At 60.3% G+C, this 20,046-nt stretch carries 19 protein-coding genes; 9 read left to right on the forward strand and 10 right to left on the reverse strand.

Going from position 1 to position 20,046, the window contains the following annotated elements; genetic code table 11:
- Positions 1 to 5 precede the first annotated feature (5 nt).
- Positions 6 to 1,079 (reverse strand): ABC transporter substrate-binding protein, encoded by a 1,074-nt coding sequence (locus AB4O11_RS24860; protein ID WP_257355329.1) that lies wholly within the window; start codon positions 1,077 to 1,079, stop codon positions 6 to 8.
- A 525-nt stretch (positions 1,080 to 1,604) separates the two neighbouring features.
- Between AB4O11_RS24860 and AB4O11_RS24865 the strand changes: the two genes are divergently transcribed.
- Positions 1,605 to 3,263: a nitrite/sulfite reductase gene (locus tag AB4O11_RS24865; protein ID WP_460129050.1), complete on the forward strand. Its 1,659-nt coding sequence runs from the start codon at positions 1,605 to 1,607 to the stop codon at positions 3,261 to 3,263.
- Positions 3,247 to 3,741 (forward strand): DUF934 domain-containing protein, encoded by a 495-nt coding sequence (locus tag AB4O11_RS24870; protein WP_093430863.1) that lies wholly within the window; start codon positions 3,247 to 3,249, stop codon positions 3,739 to 3,741. Before AB4O11_RS24865 ends, AB4O11_RS24870 begins: the two co-directional genes overlap by 17 nt.
- 62 nt (positions 3,742 to 3,803) lie before the next feature.
- Here AB4O11_RS24870 and sohB read toward each other — a convergent pair whose 3' ends face one another.
- On the reverse strand, positions 3,804 to 4,835 hold the full coding sequence (sohB, locus tag AB4O11_RS24875) for a protease SohB (RefSeq protein WP_460129052.1): 1,032 nt from the start codon (positions 4,833 to 4,835) through the stop codon (positions 3,804 to 3,806).
- A gap of 204 nt (positions 4,836 to 5,039) precedes the next feature.
- Here sohB and AB4O11_RS24880 point away from each other — a divergent pair, with 204 nt between their 5' ends.
- Together AB4O11_RS24880 and AB4O11_RS24885 are read left to right on the forward strand one after the other, a co-directional pair.
- Positions 5,040 to 5,750 carry a histidine phosphatase family protein gene (locus AB4O11_RS24880; protein WP_186624538.1) on the forward strand — a complete coding sequence of 237 codons (711 nt, stop codon included), beginning with the start codon at positions 5,040 to 5,042 and terminating at the stop codon, positions 5,748 to 5,750.
- Between the two features lie 50 nt (positions 5,751 to 5,800).
- Complete coding sequence (locus tag AB4O11_RS24885) at positions 5,801 to 6,118, forward strand: SCP2 sterol-binding domain-containing protein (RefSeq protein WP_007912567.1); 318 nt, start codon at positions 5,801 to 5,803, stop codon at positions 6,116 to 6,118.
- A 66-nt stretch (positions 6,119 to 6,184) separates the two neighbouring features.
- On the opposite strand, the gene AB4O11_RS24890 is transcribed toward AB4O11_RS24885, so the two are convergent.
- From AB4O11_RS24890 to AB4O11_RS24900, 3 genes are read right to left on the reverse strand one after another with little or no spacing between them, the layout of a single operon-like run.
- Positions 6,185 to 6,307: a hypothetical protein gene (locus AB4O11_RS24890; protein ID WP_460091183.1), complete on the reverse strand. Its 123-nt coding sequence runs from the start codon at positions 6,305 to 6,307 to the stop codon at positions 6,185 to 6,187.
- A gap of 18 nt (positions 6,308 to 6,325) precedes the next feature.
- Positions 6,326 to 6,829, reverse strand: coding sequence for an RES family NAD+ phosphorylase (locus AB4O11_RS24895; RefSeq protein WP_093430855.1), 504 nt, complete (start codon positions 6,827 to 6,829; stop codon positions 6,326 to 6,328).
- Positions 6,826 to 7,302 carry an MbcA/ParS/Xre antitoxin family protein gene (locus AB4O11_RS24900; RefSeq protein WP_175559577.1) on the reverse strand — a complete coding sequence of 159 codons (477 nt, stop codon included), beginning with the start codon at positions 7,300 to 7,302 and terminating at the stop codon, positions 6,826 to 6,828. Before AB4O11_RS24900 ends, AB4O11_RS24895 begins: the two co-directional genes overlap by 4 nt.
- 555 nt (positions 7,303 to 7,857) lie before the next feature.
- On the opposite strand from AB4O11_RS24900, the gene AB4O11_RS24905 reads away from it, so the two are divergent.
- The 4 genes from AB4O11_RS24905 (at position 7,858) to AB4O11_RS24920 (ending at position 13,007) form a co-directional block, all read left to right on the forward strand.
- A complete protein-coding gene (locus tag AB4O11_RS24905; protein ID WP_460129055.1) occupies positions 7,858 to 9,576 on the forward strand; it encodes a hydrogenase maturation protein in 1,719 nt (572 codons plus the stop codon).
- Positions 9,577 to 9,829: 253 nt separating this feature from the next.
- Entirely contained in the window at positions 9,830 to 10,693 is an 864-nt protein-coding gene (locus AB4O11_RS24910) for a LysR family transcriptional regulator (RefSeq protein ID WP_007912548.1), read from the forward strand.
- 110 nt (positions 10,694 to 10,803) lie between these two features.
- On the forward strand, positions 10,804 to 11,934 hold the full coding sequence (locus AB4O11_RS24915) for a sterol desaturase/SRPBCC family protein (RefSeq protein ID WP_460129057.1): 1,131 nt from the start codon (positions 10,804 to 10,806) through the stop codon (positions 11,932 to 11,934).
- Positions 11,931 to 13,007 (forward strand): SMP-30/gluconolactonase/LRE family protein, encoded by a 1,077-nt coding sequence (locus tag AB4O11_RS24920; RefSeq protein ID WP_460129059.1) that lies wholly within the window; start codon positions 11,931 to 11,933, stop codon positions 13,005 to 13,007. Before AB4O11_RS24915 ends, AB4O11_RS24920 begins: the two co-directional genes overlap by 4 nt.
- Before the next feature lie 161 nt (positions 13,008 to 13,168).
- Here the strand turns inward: AB4O11_RS24920 and AB4O11_RS24925 are convergent, their stop codons facing one another.
- A complete protein-coding gene (locus tag AB4O11_RS24925) occupies positions 13,169 to 13,333 on the reverse strand; it encodes a hypothetical protein (RefSeq protein WP_007912545.1) in 165 nt (54 codons plus the stop codon).
- Between the two features lie 107 nt (positions 13,334 to 13,440).
- Positions 13,441 to 13,683, reverse strand: a complete 243-nt coding sequence (locus AB4O11_RS24930; RefSeq protein WP_099756464.1) for a YdcH family protein — start codon at positions 13,681 to 13,683, stop codon at positions 13,441 to 13,443.
- A 205-nt stretch (positions 13,684 to 13,888) separates the two neighbouring features.
- Between AB4O11_RS24930 and AB4O11_RS24935 the strand changes: the two genes are divergently transcribed.
- On the forward strand, positions 13,889 to 14,410 hold the full coding sequence (locus tag AB4O11_RS24935; RefSeq protein ID WP_186624531.1) for a DUF4142 domain-containing protein: 522 nt from the start codon (positions 13,889 to 13,891) through the stop codon (positions 14,408 to 14,410).
- A gap of 366 nt (positions 14,411 to 14,776) precedes the next feature.
- Here the strand turns inward: AB4O11_RS24935 and AB4O11_RS24940 are convergent, their stop codons facing one another.
- From AB4O11_RS24940 to AB4O11_RS24950, 3 genes are all read right to left on the reverse strand, one after another.
- A complete protein-coding gene (locus AB4O11_RS24940) occupies positions 14,777 to 15,043 on the reverse strand; it encodes a hypothetical protein (RefSeq protein WP_093430830.1) in 267 nt (88 codons plus the stop codon).
- Positions 15,044 to 15,167: 124 nt separating this feature from the next.
- On the reverse strand, positions 15,168 to 17,801 hold the full coding sequence (locus tag AB4O11_RS24945) for an excinuclease ABC subunit UvrA (RefSeq protein WP_116254863.1): 2,634 nt from the start codon (positions 17,799 to 17,801) through the stop codon (positions 15,168 to 15,170).
- A 31-nt stretch (positions 17,802 to 17,832) separates the two neighbouring features.
- The gene (locus tag AB4O11_RS24950; RefSeq protein ID WP_460129061.1) at positions 17,833 to 19,944 is read right to left on the reverse strand and encodes an ATP-binding protein; all 2,112 of its coding nucleotides are present in this window, start codon (positions 19,942 to 19,944) and stop codon (positions 17,833 to 17,835) included.
- Positions 19,945 to 20,046: the final 102 nt, after the last annotated feature.

The following is a 20,046-nucleotide window of genomic DNA, read 5'->3' on the forward strand; positions in this document are numbered from 1 at the left end:
CGCGGTCAGCGCATCAGGGTCTGCAAGGTGAAGGGGTAGCGATACGACGCCGGTTGCCCCTTGGCCGAGAGCTTGCGGAAATTCACGCCGTAGTCAGGCGACGTGCCCATGGCCAGCATTTGCCGGGCGTGCGCTTTGTCGATCAATTGCAACAAGGGAATCTGCCGGTCACGGCCGCCGTAATGATTCAAATCGACGCCCTGCTCAACATCATGCAACTCGACCAACGCCCAGCCGCCCAGGGTGAAATGCCCGCCGACCAGCGCGCTCAAACGCCCGTCAACCAACGCCTGCAAGGCCGCCGGTGAGGTATTGACCGCACTGAACAAGGCATCTTTGCCGGGGACTTTGCCGGTCTCGGCGTAAGCGCGCATCGCGCCGAAGGCCATTTCATCATTGGCCGACCACACCAGCGACACCTTCGGGTAGCGGGCAAACAGCTGTTTGGCCTGCTCATAGGCGCGCTCTTGGGTCCAGCCGCTGTAGACCAATTGCCGCAGACGCATCTGTGGGTGTTCGGCCAGCGCTCGCTGCATGCCGCGCTCGCGCAATTGCGCCGAGGGGGTGACCTTCAACCCGGAGAACGCCAACACTTCAATCGGCTCAGCAGCGGGCGTCGACGGGTGCAGGCGGATCAGTTCCTTCATCATCAGGTAACCACCCTCCTCGTCGTTCGGCACCAGGCTGCCGATGCGGTCGTTCCGCTCACCGACCAGCGCTTGCTGGTCAGGTGTCAGCGCCGCGTTGACCATAAACAGCTTCACGCCGCTGTTCTCGGCCAGACGCAGAATTTGCGGGGCGACGTATTGTTCGTTGACGAACACCAGGTACTCGGGACGATTCGGCCCCTGCAACGCGATGCGCGCCTGAGCCAGGGTCAGTTCGGGCTGACGTTGGGAATAGAGAATCTGCAGATCGATGCCCAGATCATGGGCGGCCGCCTGCATGAACTGCGAATAGCTGACCCAGAATGCTTCCTGCGTCGAGCCCGGATTCAAAAACAGCACAGACTCTGCCCGCGCGCTGGTCTGAAACAGCGCGCCGAACAACAGAAGACTGATGTGGACAAACTTGAACATGAAGCATCCAGGCCCAAGGAAAAATGGCCGCGCATTATAGCCCTCGTTCCACCGGCTATTGATGCCTGATCCCGTTTTTTGTCCGACAATCTGTCGGAAGCGGGCCCGGATGGGTCGTTTACTGATGACTGACCCAGAATACCGCTGTCCCTACTACGAGAATGATCAGGAACAAAATGGCCCACGCATCGACACTGCTGTCGCTTTTTCTTGCCTTGGTCGGATTGCTCATTGCATCGCCTCTTGTCGGTTTTATCGGTGATTGCAGAAAGACTCGACCACAGTTAAGACGATGATTGTCCGCACGACAAATGTGGGTTAGTTGACAGCCATTCTCGTTAGGCGATTTGGTTCTTTACATATACTCAAACATCACTTTTGCGCATAACTGCAAACGGGTATATTGCCCCGGCTCCGTTAGGGAGTGCGCGGCCGTGCGCGCAGAATTGCAGAGGCACAATCGGACTCCAGCAAGCGAAAACGCAGTGCTACTCCGAATGGCCCAAGCCTGAGAACAGGACTTATATGTACGTATACGACGAGTACGATCAGCGGATCATCGAGGACCGCGTCAAGCAGTTCCGTGATCAGACCCGACGCTATCTGGCAGGTGAGCTGAGCGAAGAAGAATTCCGCCCCCTGCGCCTGCAAAATGGCCTGTACATCCAGCGCTTCGCGCCGATGTTGCGTGTGGCGGTGCCTTACGGCCAGCTGACTTCGCGTCAGGTGCGCATGATGGCCAAGATTGCCCGCGACTACGACAAGGGCTACGCCCACATCAGTACGCGGCAGAACGTGCAGTTCAACTGGCCCGCGGTGGAAGACATCCCGGACATTCTGGCTGAACTGGCCACCGTGCAGATGCACGCGATCCAGACCAGCGGCAACTGCCTGCGCAACGTCACCACCGACCAGTTCGCCGGTGTCGCTGCCGACGAAGTGATCGACCCGCGCCCATGGTGCGAGATCGTCCGTCAGTGGACCACGTTCCACCCGGAATTCGCCTACCTGCCGCGTAAATTCAAGATCGCCGTCAACGGTTCGACCGCTGACCGTGCGGCCATTGAAGTTCACGACATCGGCCTTGAGCCGGTGCACAACGCCGCTGGCGAACTGGGCTTCCGCGTGCTGGTCGGTGGTGGCCTCGGTCGTACTCCGGTGGTTGGTGCGTTCATCAACGAGTTCCTGCCGTGGCAGGATCTGTTGAGCTACCTCGACGCCATCCTGCGCGTGTACAACCGCTACGGCCGTCGCGACAACAAATACAAGGCGCGGATCAAGATCCTCGTCAAAGCCCTCACGCCGGAAGTGTTCGCGCAGAAAGTCGATGCGGAAATGGAACACCTGCGCGGTGGCCAGACCACACTGACCGAGGCTGAACTGCATCGCGTCGCCAAGCACTTCGTCGACCCGGACTACAAGGCGCTGGACAACCAGACCGCGCAACTGGCCGAGCTGGACAAAGAGCATCCAGGCTTCGCTCGCTGGCGCACCCGCAACACCCTGGCGCACAAAAAGCCGGGCTACGTGGCCGTGACCCTGTCGCTGAAACCGACCGGCGTTGCCCCGGGCGACATCACCGACAAGCAGCTCGACGCCGTCGCCGATCTGGCCGACCGCTACAGCTTTGGTCAACTGCGCACCTCGCACGAGCAGAACATCATTCTTGCCGACGTCGAGCAAAGCCAGTTGTTTGCCCTGTGGGGTGAGCTGCGTGAAGGCGGTTTCGCCACGCCGAACATCGGCTTGCTGACCGACATCATCTGCTGCCCTGGCGGTGATTTCTGCTCGCTGGCCAACGCCAAGTCGATCCCGATTGCCGAGTCTATCCAGCGTCGCTTCGACGACCTCGACTACCTGTTCGACATCGGTGAGCTGGACCTGAACATCTCCGGCTGCATGAACGCTTGTGGTCACCACCACGTCGGCCACATCGGCATCCTCGGGGTGGACAAGAAAGGCGAAGAGTTCTATCAGGTCTCCCTCGGCGGCAGTGCCAGCCGTGATGCGAGCCTGGGCAAGATCCTCGGCCCGTCCTTCGCCCAGGAAGCCATGCCGGACGTGGTCTCGAAGCTGATCGACGTGTACGTTGAACAACGTACTGAAGACGAGCGCTTCATTGACACCTACCAGCGTATTGGCATCGACCTCTTCAAGGAACGCGTCTATGCAGCGAATCATTAAGAACAACGCGGTCGTCGACGAAACCTGGCACTTGCTGCCCAAGGATTTCAACATCGACGAGATCAGCAACTGCGACGACCTGATCGTGCCGCTGCAACTGTGGCGTGAACACAGTCGCATGCTCAAGGCTCGCGACGGTGGTCTGGGTGTGTGGCTGGACGCCGACGAAGAAGCCGAGGAAATCGGTGAAGACGTCGCCGAGTTCCAGGTGATTGCCCTGAACTTCCCGGCGTTCACTGACGGCCGCAACTACTCCAACGCCCGTCTGCTGCGCGACCGTTACGGTTTCAAAGGTGAACTGCGGGCGATTGGCGACGTGCTGCGCGATCAGCTGTTCTACATGCACCGCTGTGGTTTCGACGCCTTTGCCGTGCGTGCGGACAAAGACCCGTACGAAGCTTTGGAAGGTCTCAAGGACTTTTCGGTGACCTATCAGGCCGCCACCGACGAACCGCTGCCGCTGTTCCGTCGCCGCTGAAGGTTTGCTGCGGACAAAAAAACGCCGGTCATGTGACCGGCGTTTTTTTATGCCTGCTCGAATTACCAGAAGCGCTGCTGGGTCAGACGACTCCACCAGCTCAGCAGTACGCGGTCGACCGAGCCGCTGGCGGCCATGCCGATACGCTCCTGCAGGCTTTTGCGCTCGGCGTAGTGCAGGTGGTAGACCTCAGCCTTTTTCGCCCGGTCGGCCAGGTATTCATCACTGGTCTTTAGTTCATCGACCAATTGTTTATCCAGCGCCGCGACGCCGAGCCAGACTTCACCGGTGGCCACATCGTCAATCGCCAGTTGCGGGCGATAGCGGGCCACGAAGTTCTTGAACAGTTGATGGGTGATGTCCAGGTCTTCCTGAAACTTCTCCCGGCCCTTCTCGGTGTTTTCGCCAAACACGGTCAGGGTGCGCTTGTATTCACCGGCGGTGAGGACTTCAAAGTCGATGTCGTGTTTCTTCAGCAAGCGGTTGACGTTGGGCAGCTGTGCAACCACGCCGATCGAGCCGAGAATCGCGAACGGCGCGCTGATGATCTTCTCGCCGATGCACGCCATCATGTAGCCGCCGCTGGCCGCGACCTTGTCGATGCACACGGTCAACGGTACGCCGGCCTCGCGGATACGCGCCAGTTGCGATGATGCCAGACCATAGCTGTGAACCATGCCGCCGCCGCTTTCCAGACGCAGGACCACTTCGTCCTTTGGCGTGGCGAGCGTCAGCAACGCAGTGATTTCGTGGCGCAGGCTTTCGGTGGCGGAAGCTTTGATGTCGCCGTCGAAATCGAGGACGAATACGCGGGGTTTGGCGTCAGGTTGTTTCTTCTGCTTTTTCGCGCTTTTTTCGGACTTGGCTTCGCCTTTGCGCAAAGCCTTGAGCTGATCCTTGTCGAGCAACGTCTGCTCCAGGCGCTCACGCAGGCCCTTGTAGAAATCATTGAGTTTGCTGACCTGCAACTGACCGGCCGATTTGCGCCGGCCCTTGCTGCGCAATGCGGCAAAACTGGCAAGCACCACCAGAATGGCGACTACCAGGGTGACGGTCTTGGCCAGGAAGCTGGCGTATTCGGTGAAAAACTCCACAAAGACTCCTTAAACGATGCGCGGATGTGAGACACACGCGGGATGGCTCCAGCATACCCATGCGTCGGCTTGTCGGCCAGCCGTGAAACCTCTGGCAACACCCCTGTAACGGGCATTTCAAACAAGCGTATGTTTTTTCATTGACAGCTACCCGTCATCCTCATAACCTCGCCACAACCTTCAACGTACCGGGATGACGCGGACGTGGGCAGCATCTACTTGATACGACATGGCCAGGCCTCCTTTGGTGCAGACGACTATGACGTCCTGTCGCCGACCGGTGTGCGTCAGGCAGAAATCCTCGGTCAGCACCTCGCTGAACTGGGCATCAGCTTCGATCGCTGCCTCGCCGGTGACCTGCGTCGCCAACAGCACACGGCCACCAGCGCGCTGGCGCAATACGCCGCCAAAGGCCTGCCGGTGCCGACCCTGGAAACCGATTCTGCGTTCAACGAATTCGATGCCGACGCGGTCATTCGCGCGCTGCTCCCGGACATGCTGGCGGACGAGCCGGAAGCCCTCGACATCCTGCGCAACGCCGCACAGAACCGTGGCGAATTCCAACGGATTTTTGCCTTGATCATCGAGCGCTGGCTGGCCGGCACTTTTGACACGCCGGGGCTGGAAAGCTGGCTGGGTTTCGTCGAACGGGTTCAGGCCGGACTGCAGCGAATTCTTGAACAGGCTGGCGACAAACAGAAAATCGCCGTGTTCACCTCCGGCGGCACCATCACCGCCCTGCTCCACCTCATTACGCAAATGCCTGCCAGACAGGCCTTTGAATTGAACTGGCAAATCGTCAACACCTCGCTCAACCAGCTGAAGTTCCGCGGTCGCGAGGTGGCTTTGGCCTCCTTCAACAGTCATGCACACCTGCAGCTGTTGAAGGCTCCGGAACTCATCACTTTCCGTTGAGTCCGGTTAACTGTGAACCTTGCTGTAATCAACCTCATAAGGATCGAACCATGACCTCCGTAGCCGATGCCGTAAAAGCAATGCAAGCCAAGTTCAACCCAGCCGCTGCTGCCGGTCTGGATCTGGTTTTCGGTTTCAACATCACTGACGAAGACAAGCAGTACTCGCTGATCGTCAAAGACGGCACCTGCGATATCCAGGAAGGCGAGAACCCGGACGCCAACTGCACGCTGGTACTGGATAGCGAAACCCTGAAAGGTATCGTCAGCGGCGAAACCGACGGCATGCAGGCTTTCATGGGCGGCAAGCTGCGCGTTGAAGGCGACATGATGCTGTCGATGAAACTGTCCGAGCTGTTCCCGTCGTAATAGCGACGTTCAGCGGCATAAGAATCCCGCCTTCATGGCGGGATTTTTTCATTCGCGCGCTCAAATTTACTGCGCATTCCCGCTCTCACATTCTGTTGCCATGCCGTCGGCGGCAATGGCCGGCAGCGTGTTGATGGCCAGCCGCAAGGCCAGGCTCAAAGGTAATTTGACGGGTAAAAACTGAATCATGAACAGCATCTTTGCTTGTCAGGCCAATGCCATGTCCTTCAACAACCGGGTATCCAGGCCAAACCTTTCTTGAGAGACCATCTTGAACTGCCCCTCTGCCAGCTCGCAGCTCACCAGCAGATTCCAGGAATACCGAGTCGCCGCCGAGGGGATCAGCACAAACGGATGTTCGGCCAGCAGCGCCTCGGCAAACAACTGCTGATTGGGTGAAGGTCGGGCAGGGCTTAACCAGTACGGATTCGGCACCTCTTCCGGCTGCACGATTCTGACCTTGGCATCGCTGATGACTTCAAAGCACGTCAGCACGTACGGCTCACTGTCGAGCGCATCAAAACTGTTGTTGGCTGCCACCTCCAAAATGGCCGAAGACGGATCGACTGATGCATAAACGACTCGCCGGCCAGGCACATTCCATCGACCTCCATTCAGTTCTGAGCCTATCCCGCTGTCCCACGTAGTCCCGTAAACCTCGGGATCCAGCCGCCAGGCATACCAGTGCTCGTCCCAAGGCAAGGGATTCATGGGTAAACCCCGGACATGATCTGCCACAAATATTGTTCCACCATCTGGAAACCCAGTGGATGTCGGATAAATTCCAATGGCACGCGGCCGCTCAGATAAGGGCTGGGTTTCTGCATCCATACCTCCGCCCGCGATTGCCCGGCGAATGCCCGAGTGGCCATCTCCAGCACCAGCGCATATTGGTAGGCGACGACACTCTGTTGCGGGTCAAGCCGTACCGGTTTGCCTTCCTTCATGAGCCGGCGCACGGTTCTTACAGACTTGCCGGTGATACGTTTGACCATGTCTTCGCGCAGATACAACTCGCAAGTTGAAAGCATGTTGACGACATCGCTCAGCTCAAAGCCCTCGTCGGTAAGGCGGATGATCAGCAGGGCATCGTCACCGATGTTCTGGCCGTTCACGAGCAGATCGACAGGCTTGCCCGCGACCTTCTTCAGCCCCGTCAGCCGGGGCGCTTTGGGTGTGGGCATCGCGATATCCTCCATGGGGCATCTGGCGCGATCGTCGATCCAGAAATTGCGCAGGGAATAAACAGAGGTTTCATGCTCAATGTGTGGGGTACGCATAATTGATCCTTGATCTGGGAGCCTGAGCGTTCAAGCCGCTCAGCGACTTCAATGTCAGGACCGATGCTATAGATCGCGCTTCCGACGACCAACCTGAAAAGGTCGTCGGAAATATCCCCTGCTTGCCGCAAAACCCTGCATTTTCCGTAGGACGTAAACACAAAAATCCTGCCAGCAGCTGCCGCATTGATCACTCACAGCCAGCCACCACTGCTGCCCGTCTGGCTCTAAGCCAGGCGCGACTGTGCAGCAGCCTCGGCGACACTTTAAGCAATAAAAAATCACCACATTCAAACCACTGAACATAAGGCGCTTGGTCGCCGCAGAAACATTGGCTGACAGAACGTTGACCTCGATCACTGGCGCGTGGGTGGTCACTGATTAATCTCGCGGCTCAATCGAAGGCCAGGGACGGCTCAGCGAGAGCCCACGGCCTAATCCACTCAAGGAAGAGCAATCATGCGATCACTCAACATCATTCTGCTGTCGTCAGCGTTCAACGGCCTGACTCAACGCGCCTGGCTGGAACTGCGCGAGGCCGGGCACTCACCCAGCGTTGTGCTGTTTACCGATGAACAGGCCGTGTGCGAACAGATCGAACACAGCGGCGCGGATCTGGTGATCTGCCCGTTCCTCAAGGACCGCGTGCCGCAGGCGCTGTGGAGCAACACCGAACGGCCGGTGGTGATCATCCATCCGGGTATCGTCGGCGATCGGGGCGCCAGTGCCCTCGACTGGGCGATTACCAACGAGCTGCCGAGCTGGGGCGTCACTGCGTTGCAGGCAGTTGAGGAAATGGACGCCGGCCCGGTGTGGGCCACCTGCGAGTTCAACCTGCCGGCGGGCCTGCGCAAATCCGAACTGTACAACGGCCGGGTCAGTGATGCGGCGATTCGTTGTATTCGCGAAGTGGTGGAGAAATTCATCGAAGGGTTTGAACCGGTTGCCCTCGACTATGCCGATACGAAAGTACGCGGACGCTTGCAGCCGAACATGAAACAGGTCGACCGCAGCTTCAGCTGGCACGATTGCGCACGCTTCATCAAACGCTGCATCGATGCTGCCGACGGCCAGCCCGGCGTGTTGGCGAGCCTCGCCGGCGGTCAGTATTACGTGTACGACGCGCACCTGGATTCGCGTAGCGGCATGCCCGGCGAGATTCTTGCGGTGCATGACGATGCGGTGCTGGTCGCCGCCGGTGATCAAAGCCTGTGGATCGGCGCGCTACGGCGCAAACCGCAACCTGGCGAAGAGACCTTCAAGCAACCGGCGCGGCACGTGCTGGCCGGGCAACTGGCCGAGGTGCCTGTGCTGGACTGGTCGATCGCCACGCAGCCGTTCAGTAACGAAGCCTATCAACCGATCCGCTACCGGGAATCCGGCATCGTCGGTGAGCTGACCTTCGAGTTCTACAACGGCGCCATGAGCACCGAGCAGTGCCAGCGCATGGTCGCCGCACTGCGCTGGGCCAAATCCCGTGATACCCAGGTGTTGTTGATCAAGGGTGGGCGCGGCAGTTTTTCCAACGGCGTGCATTTGAACGTGATTCAGGCCGCGCAGGATCCTGGCGCCGAAGCCTGGGCGAATATTCAGGCAATCGACGATGTCTGCGCAGAACTGCTGACGGCCCGGCAACTGGTGGTCAGTGGCGTCACCGGCAACGCGGGCGCCGGTGGTGTGATGCTTGCGCTGGCGGCCGACATTGTCTTTGCCCGCGCCGATATCGTGCTCAATCCGCATTACAAGAGCATGGGCTTGTACGGCTCCGAATACTGGACCTACAGCCTGCCCCGCGCCGTCGGCCCGGCAATGGCCGAGCAATTGACCCAGGCTTGCCTGCCGGTAAGCGCGGTACAGGCGTGGCAACTGGGCATGGTTCAGGAAATCGGCCCGCGCTGCCCGGACGAGTTTGCCCTGTGGTTGCTGCAACGGGCCAACAGCGTGGTGAGCGATCCGACTTACGCGGCGGTACGCGAGCGCAAGGTGCGGGTTGATCAGGTATTGATCCAGCAATGCCGCGAAACCGAGCTGCAGGAGATGCAGGAAGACATGCTCTACAACCGTAATCAGTTTGCCGAGAAGTGCCGAAATTTTGTCTTCAAGCGCAAGGTGTGTGGCACGCCGGCGCGGTTGATTGAAGAGTGGGCGCGGGTGCGTTCGGTTGAGTTGGCCAGTTGATTTCGCGGTGACTGCTTTCCCCTCACCCTAGCCCTCTCCCAAGGGAGAGGGAACCGAGCCGGGGATATTAGCGATCTTCACCGACCTGAGGGTCTTGCTCTGAATCCATAATCGACGCGATCTTTCAGGTCGATGTATGACGCCAGACACCTCGGTCAGTCCCCTCTCCCTCCGGGAGAGGGTTAGGCGGGCGGCGATCCGATGAGGGGCTTTTGCCTTTACAATGCCCGCCACCTCAAACACCGGCCCGCCCATGGACATCGATCTCGCTCGCACCTTTCTGGAAATCGTCCGCCACGGCAGCCTCGCCGCGGCGGCGCAGAAGCTGTTCGTCACGCAAACGGCGATCACCGCTCGCGTGCAGAAACTCGAAAGTCAGCTGGGCAGCACGCTGTTCGTGCGTAACCGCGCCGGGGCGAAACTGACGCCCAATGGCGAGGCTTTTGTGGTTTACGCCAATCAACTGGTGCAAACCTGGGAAGCCGCGCGCCGCGACCTGCCGCTGCCCGAGGGCTATCACAACGTGCTGCACATCGGTGGCGAAGTCAGTCTGTGCAACCCGTTGATGCTCAGTTGGGCGGCGGAACTGCGCGAGAAGATTCCGGGGCATGCCCTGCGCATGGAAATCCGCGACGGCGAAAACCTCCTGCGCCAACTCGAACTCGGTGTGCTCGACGCCGCACTGGTCTACCAGCCGGAATACTGGCCAGGCTTGCAGGTCGAGCAAGTGCTGGAAGAAAAACTGATCCTGGTGCGAGCCCCCGATCGTCCCGATCCCTACGTCTACATCGACTGGGGCCCGGACTTCCGCCGCCAGCATGACGCGGCCCTGCCGGAAAAAGCCAAAGCCGCGCTGAGTTTCAACCTCGGCCCGCTGGCCCTGCAGTACATTCTCGAACACGGCGGCAGCGGCTACTTCCGCACCCGCGTGGTCCGCACGTATCTGGAAAGCGGTGCCCTGGAAGCGGTGACCAAAGCCCCGGAATTCGGCTATCCGACTTACCTCGTGTACTCACGCGATCGCGATTCGGCGACGCTGCAGCAAGCCTTCCATCTGCTGCGCGAAGTGATCCGCACCGATGATGACTGGTCGCAACGCTGGAACCCGCTGAGCTGAAGCGGCGGCTTCACAGCCGATCATGGCGCATGTGCCATTGAGGTCCGGCCTGCACATACGGCCGGATCGGCTAATCTGCCGGGTATAACAACAATCCCGCAGGTGATGCAGTGAGGCAGACCACCGAGGCATTTCGCAGCCGCTATCGTGCGGCCATTCATCCGCTGTACAACCCTTGGTTGCACGGCGCCTTCGTGCTGCTGTTCGGTGTGTTGGCCATTGGTGGTTTCTGGAGCAGCGTGCAGCAGGTCAGCCTGCTGGAATGGCTGACGGTGCCGTTGACCCTGCTGTTCTTCAATTTCGCCGTGTACATGGTCCATCGTCATCTCGGCCACCACAAAAAGACCTTCGCGAAAATGTTCTACGCCCGGCATGCCGGCGATCATCACAGTTTCTTCACCCCCGGCCACATGACCTACGACAGCGCCCGCGACTGGCGAGTGATTCTGTTCCCCGCGTGGCTGATCGTGCTGCACACACTGCTGATCACCCTACCGTTGTGGTGGCTGCTCGCACAGGTAGACGCCAACGTGGCCGGGTTGTTTGGCGGCTGCATGGTCCTCGGTTATCTGACTTACGAGATATTCCACGCCTGCGAACACCTGCCGCCGCACAACCCGCTGACCCGCCTGCCGTGGATCCGCCAGATGCGCCACTTGCACGAGCTGCATCACCGCCGCGAGCGCATGCAGGATCGCAATTTCAACATCGTTTTGCCGTTGATGGACTACCTGTTCGGCACCCTTTACCGGGAGCCGGAAATCACCCCTTTGAGCGATTCGAAAATGCCCATGACCCACCTGCAACACCCGATCGATATCGCTGGTGAACCCATCGCCGTGCTGGCCTATGCCGCCAGTGTCAGTCGCTGGCCGGAGTGGCACCCCTCGTCGCTGAAAATCGATGGTGCGCAAGGCCCGTTGCATGCCGGCGCGCGCTTCGAAGAGGACATTCATGCCGGCGGGCGCGCGGGCCATTTGCGCTGGGAAGTCACCGAATACCTGCCCGGCCGGCGCTGGTGCGCGCGGGCGCAGGGCGATCATGGTTTGTCGCTGCTGCTGACCTATGAATGCAGCCCCGAGGGCAGCGGCACGCGTTTTGTGCGCACGCTGGATTATCGCTTCGACGGACTGGGCATGCGCATCGCCAATCGCTTGCTGCTCAAACGGCGCATCGAGCGCGAATCCGCCGCATCGATGCTGGCGCTGCGCGACATGGCCTCAGCGAGGGCCAGCGCGTGAAGCTGAGACATCTGCTGTTGTTGCTGGTCCTCATCGTTATCGGCTTTTTATTGTTGATGCCCACCAGGGTCGAACCCGTGGCCTGGACGCCGCCGCCAGCGCCATCGCTGACAGAAGGTCTCTACGCCGAGAACCAGAAACTTAAAGGCGCAGCGCAGGTCGGGCCGAGCGACATCGAAGGGCCGGAAGCCTTGCTGCTGGAAAGTGACTTCCTGATCACCGGGCTGCACGACGGCCGACTGATCCGCACCAGCCTCGACGGCCAGCAACGCAAAGTACTCGCCGACACCGGTGGCCGCCCGCTGGGCCTGGCCCGGCACCCGAACGGCATGCTGGTGATTGCCGATGCGATCAAGGGTTTGCTGTCCCTTGATGCGCAGGGTCAGCTGGTGCCTTTGACCACGGCGGCCAATGGTCTGACCTTCGGTTTTACTGATGACGTCGCCATCGACAAGTCCGGGCATTACGCCTATTTCAGCGATGCTTCCAGCCGCTGGGGTTATGGCCATGACGGCGAAGCAATCATCGAGCACGGCGGCGATGGACGCCTGCTGCGCTATGACTTCCAGAGCGGCAAAACCAGTGTCCTGCTGGACAAGCTGGAGTTCGCCAACGGCGTGACCCTCGGCCCGGATGACGCCTATGTGCTGGTCAACGAAACCGGTGCCTATCGCATCAGCCGCTATTGGCTGACCGGGCCGAAAGCCGGCACTCACGACCTGTTTATCGATAACCTGCCGGGGCTGCCGGACAACCTGGCGTTCAATGGCAGCAATCGGTTTTGGGTGGCGTTGTATGCGCCGCGCAATGCTCTGCTCGACGATACCGCCGGGCATCCGCTCGTGCGCAAGATGATCGTGCGGGCGTTGACGCTGTTGCCGAAACCGGTGGAGAAGCGCGGGTTTGTCCTGGGGCTGGATCTGGAGGGCAAGGTAATTGCCAATTTGCAGGACGCCAGCAGTGGCAACTATTCGCCGATTACCACGGTGCGCGAGTATGGGCCGTGGTTGTATTTCGGCTCGTTGAAGGCGACGCATATGGCGCGGATGCCGTTGGATGTGGCCCTGAAGTGAATCTGGCAACTTTGTGGTGAATGCGCTGACGCCATCGTCGGAACGTCGCCCGGAGCAGGCTCGCTCCCACAGGGTTATTTGCTGACCACAGCATTTGGGCTCAACGCAATCCACTGTGGGAGCGAGCGTGCTCCGGGCGGCGTTCCGACGAAGACGGTCTGTCAGTTGCTGGACTTGTCGAACTTGTCCGGATCTTCGTCTTCGGGCAGATCCTCATCCGGCTCTTCGGGATTGGCCGTGGTATGCGCCGGGCTGTTCGGTTCGGGATGCGTGGGAACCGGGTCGAATGCGCCCTGCTCTTCACTGGGGAATTTGGGATCGTTCATAAGGCACCTCGCAATGAGTCGGATGGAAGACTCTGTACATTCGAGGTGCCGGTCGTGGCTGTCGTTCCCGTCGATCCGCAACCGCAGGTCGGCGGGTCAACCGGGCTTCAGGATCGCGCCTGTAATTGCTCGACGATCTTGTCTTTGACCTGCAAGCGCTTCTCTTTGAGTTTTTTCAGCGTGTCGTCGCTGGGAGCATCCGAGGTGGCAGTCTCGGCCTTGACTACGTCGGCGTCCGCCTGGGAATACTTGTTGATCAGTGCGTCCAGATGTGGATCCGCGGTGCGTTTTTGCTGGATCTCTTCCTTTGTAAGCTTCAAGTCCTGAAACAGGTCATGGGGAACCGGCATGGAACACCTCCGTCAGTTGATCGGCTGGCCAACGCGACCGATTGCGCTGGCCAGTTATCAGAATGGCCTCGGTTGCACGGTTCTGTCGACCACCTGTCAGACCAGCGGTGTCCGTTCGTCGCCCTGTCGCAAATGCGATCAAACCTTTGCTCGTCGTGTTCCCTCCATTGGTTAACACCAACAAAAACTGCGTGGAGATACACCAATGGACGGATTCAACCTGCGTCATCTGGTTCTGGCTGTCGCGTTGAGCAGCGGCATGGGCAGCGCTTTCGCTGCGACTGACAATGACTTCGTCGATAACGCCGCGGCCGGTGGTATTGCCGAAATCGAAACCAGCCGCCTCGCTTTGGAAAAAAGCCAATCGGCTGACATCAAAGCGTTCGCCAACATGATGATCACCGATCACGGCAAGGCCAACGATGAGCTGGCGACTATTGCCAAGGCCAATGACATCGAAGTGCCGGACGAAACGACGCTGGTCAAACAGGCCAAGGAAAAGATCCTCGATATGCGCGATGAGTCCTTCGACGCCGCTTACGCCAATAATCAGGTGAAGGCTCATGAAGAGACCATCGAGCTGTTCAAGAAACAAGCCAATACCGTGACGGATGACAAGGTCAAAGGCGCCCCTGAACTGAAGGCATTTGCACAGAAAATGTTGCCGGCGCTGGAGAAACATCTGGCTGCGGCGAAAGAGCTGCAGGCCAAACATCCTAGTAAGTAAAAGCTTTACCCTCACCCCAGCCCTCTCCCGGAGGGAGAGGGAGCCGATCGAGGTGGATGTTCGAGTTACGCCGACCTGAAAGTCTTGCGTCGAACTCAGGTTCTGAATAGACCCCGATCGGCTCCCTTTCCCCCTCGTCTTTCCGGAGAGCGAGACGGAGCCGATCGTGTTGAATGTTCGAGTCACACCGACCTGAAATCCAGAGTTGAACCTGGCTTTTGAAAGGCACCGAGATCAGCTCCCTTTCCCCTCGCCCCCTTGGGGGAGAGGGCTGGGGTGAGGGGGATCGATGTCAGCAACACCACAAACCCAAAGCAAAAAAAAGGCCGCATCCAGATAGATGCGGCCTTGTCATATCCGCCGAAATCAACCGCCATCGGTATCAATATCGGCATCCGTCTCCTCCCCCGGCTTCGCCCGATCCGGTTGCGGTTCGAAGCCCGGACTGAACTCGTTGTCGTTGTCCGTGTGCTTGTTCTTCTGGTCCACTGCCGGGTCTGCGCTCTGCGCCTGACCATCCTCGCCCTGCTGCTGCGTCGGCGCCGGCTGCCCCGGCACCTGCGGGTCAATCGCTGGATCATTGCGGTTAATCGGTTCGCCAGATTGACTCTGTTGCCTGGTTTGCTCGTTCATGGCCACCTCGTCGGTCAAAACACCCCCGACACACATCCGTCGGGTGTCAAAGATTCGAAGCCTGGCCCGCGCCAACGTTCAAAACTTCGCCGCCCGCTTGATGGTGCCAGTCGGAACGCCGCAATTACCGGCTCAAGGCCCGAGCGAGAAACGGCGCGGTTTTGCTCTTCTTGCTCGCCGCAACCTTCTGCGGTGTGCCCGCCACCACGATTCGACCGCCCTGATCCCCCGCGCCCGGCCCGATGTCGATCACCCAGTCACTCTGCGCGACCACGCGCATTTCGTGCTCAACGACAATCACCGTGTGCCCCGCCGTCACCAGCGTATCCAGCTGTTCCAGCAGCCGATCGACATCACGCGGATGCAGCCCGGTGGTCGGCTCGTCCAACACATACAAGGTCGCGCCGCGCTGATTGCGCTGCAACTCGGTGGCCAGTTTGATCCGCTGCGCTTCGCCACCGGACAACTCCGTGGCCGGTTGACCCAGGCGCAGGTAACCCAGGCCAATATCGCGCAGCACTTCCAGTGACCGGCGAATCCCCGCTTGCTCGGCAAACACCGTCACCGCTTCCTCGACGGTCAATTGCAGCACCTGCGCAATGCTCAAACCCTCCCAGAGAATCGCCAGGGTCTGCGGGTTGTAGCGCGCGCCATGGCAAGTCGGGCACGGCGCATAAACACTGGGCATGAATAACAACTCGACACTGACAAAGCCTTCACCCTCGCAGGTGGCGCAACGGCCCTTGGCGACGTTGAAGGAAAACTGCCCGGCGTCGTACCCGGCGGCCCGTGCCGCGTCGGTCGCGGCATAGAGCTTGCGCACGTTGTCGAACAGCCCTGTATAAGTGGCCAGATTGGAGCGTGGCGTGCGGCCGATGGGTTTCTGGTCGACCTGCACCAGTCGCTTGATCGACTCCAGCCCCGACGTCACCTGGCCGCTGCTGATCTGCGGCGCGTCGTCCTCGAGGCTGAGCTCTTCCGGCTCGCTGTCCACCGTTGGCCGCCCCAACTGCGCGCCGACCAGTTCCAGCAGGGCCTGACTGACCAGACTCGACTTGCCCGAGCCGGACACGCCAGTCACCGAGGTGAAGCAACCCAGTGGAAATTCGGCGCTGAGGTTATTCAGGTTGTTGCGGGTGATGCCATCAAGTTTCAGCCACGCCGTCGGTTTGCGCGCGGTGCGTGCCTGGCGCTGCGACTCGGCAAACAGATAAGCCCGCGTCTGCGATTGCTCGATCTCGGCCAGACCAGCCGGCGGGCCGCTGTACAGCACCTGCCCACCCTGCTCGCCCGCCGCCGGGCCGACGTCGATCAGCCAGTCGGCGCGGCGCATGGTTTCTACGTCGTGCTCGACCACAAACAGCGTGTTGCCGTCTGCCTTCAAGCGCTGCAACGCCTCGAACAACGCCTCGCCATCGGCCGGGTGCAAACCGGCGGAGGGTTCGTCGAGCACGTAGATCACCCCGAACAATTGCGAACCCAGTTGCGTCGCCAAGCGCAAGCGCTGCAACTCACCGGACGACAGCGTCGGGGTGCTGCGCTCCAGCGCCAGATAACCGAGGCCCAGATCGGTCAGGGTGCTGACCCGCTCCAGCAGATCCTCGGCAATGCGCTGCGCCGCCAGGCGCTTCTCCAGCGACAGGTTTGGCGTGTGGCGCACGTCTGGCGCGCTGCCGTGGCCGCTGGCACCGTGGGCCACGCGCTGCTGGCGGGCCTCGCGGGTTTGCGCGTGACTTAAGGTCTCGCCGGTTTCTTCAGCGTGTTCGAGGTAGCTGGCCGCCGCCACCGGCCGCAGCACCTCGGCCACTTGCAGCAATGGCATCTGCGACAGCTCACCGATGTCATACCCGGCAAATGTCACCGACAACGCTTCACGTTTCAGGCGTTTGCCATCGCATAACGGGCAAGGGCTGCCGAGCATGAACTGCGAAACGCGCTTTTTCATCAGCGCACTTTGCGAGTGAGTAAACGTGTGGAGAATGTAGCGCCGGGCGCCGGTGAAGGTGCCCTGGTAACTAGGCTCCATCTTGCGTTTGAGGGCGACGCGGGTTTCTTCCGGGGTCAGCCCGGCGTACACCGGCACGGTCGGGGTTTCTTCGGTGAAGAGAATCCAGTCGCGCTGCTTTTTCGGCAGTTTTTTCCACGGGATGTCGACGTCGATGCCCATGGTCACGAGGATGTCGCGCAGGTTCTGCCCCTGCCACGCCAGCGGCCAGGACGCCACCGCGCGCTGGCGGATGGTCAGGTTCGGGTCCGGCACCATCAGCGCTTCGGTGACCTCGTACACCCGGCCGAGGCCATGGCATTCGGGGCACGCGCCTTGCGGGGTGTTCGGCGAGAAGTCCTCGGCATACAACATCGGTTGCCCCGGCGGATAACTGCCGGCGCGCGAATAGAGCATGCGGATCAGGCTCGACAGCGTGGTCACGCTGCCCACTGATGAGCGCGTACTCGGCGTGCCGCGTTGCTGTTGCAGGGCCACGGCCGGCGGCAGGCCTTCGATGGAGTCGACATCCGGCACGCCGACCTGATCGATCAGCCGTCGCGCGTACGGCGCCACCGACTCAAAGTAACGGCGCTGGGCTTCGGCATACAAGGTCGAGAACGCCAGTGACGACTTGCCAGACCCGGACACCCCGGTGAACACCACCAGCGCATCGCGGGGAATGTCGACATCAACGTTCTTCAGGTTGTGTTCACGGGCGCCACGTACCCGGACCATGCCGGTGGGCGCTTTGGAGGTGCGTTTGGAAGTCATCGACCTGCCTTTGTGAAGGAATGTTCTACGCTCAGCTACCGAGCACCACCCGAATCATCTGCAACATGGCCTCCGGGCTGTACGGTTTGCCAAGCAAGTGCGTGTCAGGGCTTAACTGGTGATTGCGTGAAATGATGTCGCGGGTGTGCCCGGAGGTGAACAGCACCGCCACCGGCGGTGTCTGCACCTTGGCCCAAGCGAACAGGTCGGAGCTTTTGATCAGCCCCGGCATGACCACGTCAGTGAAGATCAGGTCCACCTCGACACCTTCGAGGAGCATTTGCATGGCCGCATCGCCATGACCGGCGGTCAGCACGCGATAACCCTCCTCGCGCAACAATTCGACCGCCGAAGCGCGCACGGCGTCATTGTCCTCGACCACCAGAATTGTTTCGTGGCCGCCGCTCTGCTGCCTTTGCAGACCGGGCGCCTCATCAAGGATCGGCCGCAGACTGCGCGGGAAGTACAACTGCACCCGCGTGCCCTCGCCGAGGGTGCTGGTGATCTCGACATGCCCGCCGCTCTGTTTGACGAAGCCAAACACCATGCTCAAGCCCAGCCCGGTGCCCTGACCGTCAGCCTTGGTGGTGAAGAACGGCTCAAACACTTGCTCGAGAATATCTGGCGGGATGCCGGCGCCGGAGTCACTGACCGCGACGCGGACAAACTCACCGGGAACGATGCCTTTACCGGCACAGAACTCGCGTTCGAGTCGCACGTTGGCAGCGCTGAGCGCAATGGTGCCCTCGCCCTTCATCGCATCGCGAGCATTGATCGCCAGGTTGAGAATGGCGTTTTCCAACTGGTTGCGGTCGACGTTGATGTGCCACGGCTTTTGCGGCAGTTGCACGTCGATCTGAATAGTCTCACCCAGCGCACGCTGCAGTAATTCGCCGACACCTTCGAAAATCTGCTGCGGGTTGCACACCGCCGGCGACAGAGGCTGGCGCCGGGCGAACGCAAGCAATTGCGAGGACAGCTTGGCGCCGCGCTCGACTGCTGCCAGCGAGGCGCTGACGCGGCGCTGCACGTTGGCATTGTTCGGTTCATGGCGCGCGAGCAGATGCAGATTGCCGGCGATCACTTGCAACAGATTATTGAAATCGTGGGCGACGCCGCCGGTCAGGCCACCAATCGCTTCAAGCTTCTGTGACTGGCGCAACTGCTCTTCAGCCGCCAGCCGCGCCTCGACTTCTTCGCCCACGCGCTGTTCGAGGTTGCGGGTAAATTTGAGCAGGGATTCTTCGGCGATCTTGCGTTCATGAATGTCGATCAGCACGCCGGGAAAGCGCAACGGCGCACCGTGTTCGTCGAACTCACAGGCGCCACTGGCCAACACCCAGGAATAACTGCCGTCACTGCGCCGCACGCGATACTCGGCGTTATACGGCTCACCGGTCTGCACGGAATGGGCGACGCGCTCTTGTACCCAGGCGTGGTCATCGGGATGGATGCGCGACTCGGCGATGTCCTGGGCCAGATTGCTCAGGTCATGCTCCGGCGGATAGGAGAACGTGCGAGCGAATCGCTCGTCTGCCGACAACGTGTTGTTTTTCACGTCCCAGACAAACGAGCCGAGCAAGGCCCCGGCATTCAACGCCAGACGCACCCGCTCGTTGTCGGCGCGGTAAGCGCTTTCGGCTTCCTGACGCCGGCGTTCGGAGTGCATGAACTCGGTGGTTTCCACCACCATCGCCATCACCCCGGCCGGCTTGCCGTCATCATTGGCCACCGGGCTGTAATACAGGTCCATCCAGACGTCTTCGGGGACGCCATCGCGCAACAGCACCAACTCTTTATTGCGAAACGACAAGGTGCCGCCGGCCAGGCAGGTATCGACCACATGCCGGTTGAAATCGGCGACTTCCGGCCAGCCCAGCTCCACCGGCGCACCGAGTAGATACGGGTGCCGACCACCGGCAAATTTCGAATAGGCATCGTTGTAGATCATGTACCCGGCATAGCCCCAGAGCATGACCATCGGCAGCGGCGACGCCAGCATCAGTTGCACCGCGCTGCACAGGCTGGCCGGCCAGCTGTTCAGCGGACCGAGTTCAGTATGGCTCCAGTCGAACGCACTGATGCGCCCGGCCATTTCGCCTTTCCAGCCGTCACAACCATGGCTATCGGATAAAAACTGCATCGACTGACTCAGTGTCCTGTGGTGATTGCCCGATAAATCGCGACGCCATAACAACGCGACGCCCGTCTGTTTCGAGCGCCTCCAGTCGCATTGGTTTCATAT

This window comes from Pseudomonas sp. H1_D05 (genome assembly GCF_054682705.1).